Here is a 5,943-nt window from a genome sequence, read left to right on the forward strand (position 1 = left end):
CTGCTTGTCCATGCCGATCTCGCGCTCTATTCGGCCAAGAAGCTCGGCGGCGGAAGCTTCTCCTTCTTCTCCGAGGAGCTTCGGCGCGAGCTCGACTACCGCAAGCAGCTCGAGCAAGACATCCGCACCGCGATCTCCGAAAAGACCTTCGAGGTCTATTTCCAGCCACAGGTGTCGCTCACCAGCGGCAAGATCAGCGGCATCGAGGCGCTGGTGCGCTGGAAGCATGCCGCACGCGGCATGATCTCGCCCGGCGAGTTCATCCCCGTCGCCGAAAAATGCGGCTTCATGCCCGATATCGGCCGTATCGTCATCACCAAGGCGATCGACGAAGCGGCCGAATGGGACCGCGCCGGCATCGACTTCGGGCGCATCGCCGTCAACGTCTCGGGCACCGAGCTGCGCGAGCCGGATTTCGACAAGTTCCTGTTCGAGACACTGGAGCGGGCCGGGCTCGCGCCGCAGAAGCTGTCGCTGGAAATCGTCGAATCCGTCATCCTCGACGACGAAAAGACCGGTATCGCCGCCAAGCTCAGGCACATCCGCGCCGCCGGCGTGCATCTCGAGCTCGATGATTTCGGCACCGGCTATGCGTCGCTCAGCCACGTTAATCCGAACGAGATCGACCGGTTGAAGATCGACCGCCGCTTCGTGCAGAACATCAACGAGAACGGCGACAACACCAAGATCGTGCGCGCCATCACCGAGCTTGCCCGCGGGCTGGGCATCTCGATCGTCGCCGAGGGCGCGGAAACCGAGGCCGAGCTCGACTCGCTTATGGCGATCGGCTGCGACCAGGTGCAGGGCTATTCGATCGCCTTCCCGATGCCGCAGGACAAGGCGCGCGAATGGCTGATGGCGCGCAGCCCGAAGAAGGCGAAGCTCAAGGTGCTGCAAGGCAGCCTGGCATAGCGCGATCGACCGGCAAGCTTGACAAGCTTGGACAAGCATGGCGGCCTGCCGCGATTGCAACCGGAACTTGCGGATGCCGCTTCGACTTCTTGTACTGACGCTGTTGCTGGTGGCGTGTCCTGCGCTTGCCGCCGACCGGACCATCTATCTCACCTTCGACGACGGTCCGCTGAACGGCACAGCCAATATCCTCGACGTGCTGCAGGCCGAGCAGGTGCCGGCGACACTGTTCATGGTCGGCATGCATGCCGAAGCCAATGCAGCCAACCGGGCGCTGCTGCAGCGGGCGAAATCGATGCCGTTGGTGACGATCGGCAATCACAGCTACAGCCATGCCTACAACCACTACCGGCATTTCTACGGCGACACCGAGGGCGTGGTCGCGGACATGCTGAGGGCCAATGCCGTGCTTGGCCTGAAGCCCGCCGTGCGCGCGCGGCTGCCGGGGCGCGACGTGTTCCGGCTGCCGTCGATGTCGAAAGACGACAACTCGCTTGGGCTGGCGCAGGCCGGCCGCGAGGACCCGGACTACGAGTTCGTCGCCGCGTCAGGATTCTGGCTCTATGGCTGGGATCATGAATGGGTGCATGAAGACAGCGGCAAGCCGGTGCAGAGCGTCGACCATCTGGTGAGCGAGATCGATCATCTGTTCGGCTACGGCAATTTCGTCAAGCCGGGCAGGCTGATCCTGTTGATGCATGACGAGATGTTCCAGGACGCCTTCGACGGCAAGGCGAAGCTCACCGCACTGATCGCGGCGCTCAGGCTGCGCCACTACGCCTTCGGCGCCATCGCGACCTACGACTGAGGCGGTTTAATCCCCGACATTCCCACGGAGTGCTGCAAGCACTTCCGCGAATTCGGCCAGCCTCTCATCGGCAATTCCGCTCCGTAACCGCTTGTCGAAGGCGATCGCAGCCATCCGCAATCTCTCGAACAGCGCTTCGCCGGCTTCAGTCAGGGCCACCTGGTGGACCCTGCGGTTTCCTGGATCGCGGCGGCGCGTCAGCAACCCTTGCGCCTCCATGGCGTTGAGATGATGGGTCAGCGTCGCGCCCTGGATTCCGATCATGCCGGCAAGCTCGCGCTGGTTGGCGAGTTCCTTCGACTTGACCGAGAGCAAGGTCAGCCAGACCGGCAGCGTGCCGCCGGCCTCGACCAGGGCGGCGTCGAAGGCCTGCGCCACCACCTTGGACGTGCGGGCGAGATTCATGCCGACTGGCGGGCGATCAAACGGCGTCATGGCCGGACACTAAAACAAGCAATGGATTGGCGAAATACTGCACGATGCATTGACATCTAACCATTAGATATCTAATTTTGTCTTATTCATGGTGCCGCCGGAACCAACCGACCGGCACTGCGACACGCAGGCGGGCGGGCGAACGAGAGGAATGCGGTCATGCAATATGTCTACATCGTCGTCATCGGCCTGCATGTCATGGCCGGCGTGTTCTGGGCCGGCACGACCATAGCGGTCGCCCGCGATCCCGATATTCGAGCGGAACGGTTCTTCCGACCGCAAATGGGGGCGGCCGGTTTGGTTTTCCTGACCGGCATATTGCTTTGGTATTTTTTCCATGAAGGTGTCTTCGGCTCGATGGAAAAGGTGCTGGCGCTCGGTATCGTGACGGCGCTGATCGCCGCAGGCGTGCAAGGCGCGCTGGTCGGCTCCGCCAGCAGGCAGTTGGCCACTGCAGATGCGGCGACGCAAACCCAGTTGCGCGCGAAAACGACCAGAGGCGAACGCATCGCCGGCGGGCTGCTGGTCATCACCGTGCTTTGCATGGCGACCGCCAGGATGTTTTGAGTATCGCACGACGCCGGCATCAGGCCGGCGTCATGCGCGGCGCGCAACGGACCAAAGCGGCAGGTGGCTCTCCTTGCTAGGTCGGTTGCGCGCCACCGATTGAGCATGATCTTCTCCGAACCGGAGGTTGGGATCACGCTCCATGCCTCAGATTCGGATCCCGAACCTGATCCCGTCATAGATGGCTGCATGGATGTTTCGCGAGGCGACCGCGTCGCCGATGCGAAATACGACGAAGCCGCCTTCCGGATTGCGTGACGGAAAGATGTCGCCGCCGCTCACCAGCCGCTCGTAATCGACCGCGCCGCCATTCCTCGACAGCGGCTTCAGCGATAAATAGAGATCGTCGAGCGGCGCCGTGCCATGCTCGACCACCACCTGATCGACCCGCCGCTCGCCGCGCCAGCCATCGGCGAAGTCCGAGGCCAACTCGGCAATGAGCTGGTTGCCCTCGCGCCGCACCGAGCGCAGACGGGTGTTGATGGTGACGGTGACGCCTTTCTCGTGGAAGGCGCGCATATAGGGAACGTGGTTCAGGCCGCCCATTTCCGGCGCGAAGAAGCGCTCCGGCGAGACCAGCTCCAGCTTCGCGCCGCTGTTGGCGATCAACTCCGCCGCGCCCATCCCCTGATGGCCGCCATTGTCGTCATAGAGCAGCACGTTCTCGGCCGGCTTGACGCTGCCCGCCATGATGTCCCAGCTCGAGGTGACGAGGTTGTCGCCCGCCGCCAGCGGCGGGTTCTGCGGCAGGCCGCCTGTCGCGACGATGACCACATCCGGAGACAGCGCCAGCACATCGTTCTTCTCGGCCCATGTGTCGTAGCGGATCTCGACGCCGAGGCGGTCCAGTTCCGCGAGCCGCCAGTCGATGATGCCGATCAGTTCCTTGCGGCGCGGATTTTGCGTCGCGAGCCGCACCTGGCCGCCGGCCTGGCTCGACGCTTCGAGCACCGTCACCTGATGGCCGCGTTCGGCGGCGACCCGCGCGGCTTCGAGCCCGCCGGCCCCGGCCCCGACGACGACCACCCGCTTCTTCGGCCCTTTGCTTTTGGCGATGACATGCGGGATCGTCGCTTCGCGGCCGGTCGCGGCATTGTGGACGCAAAGCGCCTCGCCGCCTTCATAGATGCGGTCGAGGCAGTAGGTTGCGCCAACGCAAGGACGGATCTCGTGCTCGCGGCCCTCCATCACCTTCTTGACGATATAGGGATCGGCAATATGGGCGCGCGTCATGCCGACCATGTCGAGCTTGCCGGTGGCGATCGCATGGCGCGCCGTGGCGACATCGGAGATGCGCGCCGCGTGGAAGGTCGGGAATTTCGTCGCCGCCTTCACCTCGCCGGCGAAGTCGAGATGCGGCGAGGAACGCATGCCGGTCACCGGGATGACCTTGGTCAGCGCCGCGTCGGTCTCGATCGAACCACGGATGATGTTGAGGAAATCGACCTTGCCGGATGAGGCCAGGCGTCGGGCGATCTCGACGCCCTCCTCCTTCGACAGGCCTTTTTCGAAATCCTCGTCCGCAACCATGCGGATGCCGACGACGAATTTTTCGCCGACGGCCGCGCGCACCGCGTCCAGCACCAGGTTGGTGAAGCGCAGCCGGTTGTCGAGCGAGCCGCCGAAATCGTCGTCGCGATGGTTGGTGGCCGGCGACCAGAAGCCGTCCATCAGATGGCCGTAGGCCTCGAACTCGATGCCGTCGAGGCCGGCGGCCTGGCAGCGCTGCGCGGCGGAAGCATAGTCGGCGACGATGCGCTCGATATCCCAATCCTCGATGGTCTTGGGAAAGGCGCGATGCGCCGGCTCGCGCACCGGCGAAGCCGAAAGCACCGGCAGCCAGTCCGCCTTGTTCCAGCCGGTGCGGCGCCCGAGATGGGTGATCTGGATCATCACCTTGCAGTCATGCTCGTGACAGGCATCAGCGAGTTCCGCCAGCCACGGCACGATGCGATCGTCATAGACATGCAGATTGCCGAAGGCGGCCGGGCTGTCGCGCGAGACGATCGCCGAGCCCGCCGTCATGGTCAGCGCCATGCCGCCCTTGGCCTTCTCGGCATGGTAGAGCCGGTAGCGCTCTTTCGGCATGCCGTCCTCGGAATAGGCCGGCTCGTGACTGGTCGACATCACCCGGTTCTTCAGCGTCAGGTGCTTGAGCTGGTAAGGTTGGAGAAGCGGGTCGTTGCTGGTCATCGTCTTCCTGCCGTTTCAAATTGTGCTAATGAGCGGTCAAACGCGCTGCGCCCGAGAGGACTGCAGCGCTTCTTCAACCTTCGTTTCGCACCCGCCCGTTGAACTGCGCTTCCAACGGCTGGGAGCAAGGAGCCGCCCATGACTGATGCAAAAAACCTCACCCAGCTCGGCAAGCACGTCGAGACGCCACAAAGCCCCGAACAGGCGGTCCTGGAGACCGTGCCCTTCAATCGCGGCGACGGGCCGCCGGCGATCGTGCGCTTCACCTGCCCGGAATTCACCTCGCTCTGCCCGGTCACCGGCCAGCCCGACTTCGCCCACATTGTCATCGACTACGCGCCCGACAAGACGCTGGTGGAATCGAAGTCGCTGAAACTGTTCATGACCTCGTTCCGCAACCACGGCGCCTTCCATGAGGAATGCACCGTCATGATCGGCCGCCGCATCGTCGAGGCGACCAAGCCGCTCTGGTTGCGCGTCGGCGGCTACTGGTTCCCGCGCGGCGGCATTCCGATCGATGTCTTCTGGCAGACCGGCGCTCCGCCCGAAGGCGCCTGGCTGCCCGACACCGGCGTGGCGCCCTATCGCGGAAGGGGCTGAGGGGACTGGGTTAATCGCGCTCATTCGCACTGGTATTGGCTCAACGCCCATTCGCCGGTGACCGACAGGAGATCGGCGATCTTCCAGTCGCCGCCGACCTTCTTCAGCTTCCATTCAAGCCGATGCTTGTTGCCAGCAGCGACGAAGGCCACGACCACCTTGGCCTCGTCGCCATGGATGGCTTCGATGGTGCGCAGGCTCTTGTCGATGGCGAACTTGTCGTAGTCGGCATTGTCGAGGGCCATGTTGGGGTCGAGGCATTCGCCCTGCCCGGAGGCACGCAGCGCGTCGCTCTTGTCGAGCACGCTCTTGGCCGGGTCGATGAAGTTCTTGCGCTGGGCCGGGTCCAATTCCAGACCGAGATGCTCGTAGAAAGGCTTCACTACCGCCGTCGGCGACCCGGGAAGGACGGGGGCGGCGGGCGCCGG

At 64.0% G+C, this 5,943-nt stretch carries 7 protein-coding genes; 4 read left to right on the forward strand and 3 right to left on the reverse strand.

The genetic code is table 11. The features are described 5' to 3' along the window. Positions 1-912: EAL domain-containing protein (locus tag EOA29_RS22235; protein WP_145969740.1), on the forward strand; the 912-nt coding region annotated here is incomplete at its 5' end. A 73-nt stretch (positions 913-985) separates the two neighbouring features. Continuing rightward, a complete protein-coding gene (locus EOA29_RS22240) occupies positions 986-1,720 on the forward strand; it encodes a polysaccharide deacetylase family protein (protein ID WP_126094339.1) in 735 nt (244 codons plus the stop codon). Positions 1,721-1,726: 6 nt separating this feature from the next. Here the strand turns inward: EOA29_RS22240 and EOA29_RS22245 are convergent, their stop codons facing one another. After that, the gene (locus tag EOA29_RS22245; protein ID WP_126094340.1) at positions 1,727-2,155 is read right to left on the reverse strand and encodes a MarR family transcriptional regulator; all 429 of its coding nucleotides are present in this window, start codon (positions 2,153-2,155) and stop codon (positions 1,727-1,729) included. Between the two features lie 159 nt (positions 2,156-2,314). On the opposite strand from EOA29_RS22245, the gene EOA29_RS22250 reads away from it, so the two are divergent. Then, positions 2,315-2,722, forward strand: coding sequence for a hypothetical protein (locus EOA29_RS22250; RefSeq protein WP_126094341.1), 408 nt, complete (start codon positions 2,315-2,317; stop codon positions 2,720-2,722). Positions 2,723-2,869: 147 nt separating this feature from the next. Here EOA29_RS22250 and EOA29_RS43845 read toward each other — a convergent pair whose 3' ends face one another. Further along, the gene (locus EOA29_RS43845) at positions 2,870-4,915 is read right to left on the reverse strand and encodes an NADH:flavin oxidoreductase (protein WP_126094342.1); all 2,046 of its coding nucleotides are present in this window, start codon (positions 4,913-4,915) and stop codon (positions 2,870-2,872) included. A 138-nt stretch (positions 4,916-5,053) separates the two neighbouring features. Here EOA29_RS43845 and queF point away from each other — a divergent pair, with 138 nt between their 5' ends. Next, the gene (gene queF / locus EOA29_RS22260; RefSeq protein WP_126094343.1) at positions 5,054-5,515 is read left to right on the forward strand and encodes a preQ(1) synthase; all 462 of its coding nucleotides are present in this window, start codon (positions 5,054-5,056) and stop codon (positions 5,513-5,515) included. Positions 5,516-5,535: 20 nt separating this feature from the next. On the opposite strand, the gene EOA29_RS22265 is transcribed toward queF, so the two are convergent. Next, on the reverse strand, positions 5,536-5,943 hold a 408-nt coding region (locus tag EOA29_RS22265; protein WP_127221542.1), incomplete at its 5' end, for a hypothetical protein.

The sequence above is a fragment of the Mesorhizobium sp. M1E.F.Ca.ET.063.01.1.1 genome, assembly GCF_003998155.1.
In the GTDB taxonomy this organism is placed as follows: domain Bacteria; phylum Pseudomonadota; class Alphaproteobacteria; order Rhizobiales; family Rhizobiaceae; genus Mesorhizobium.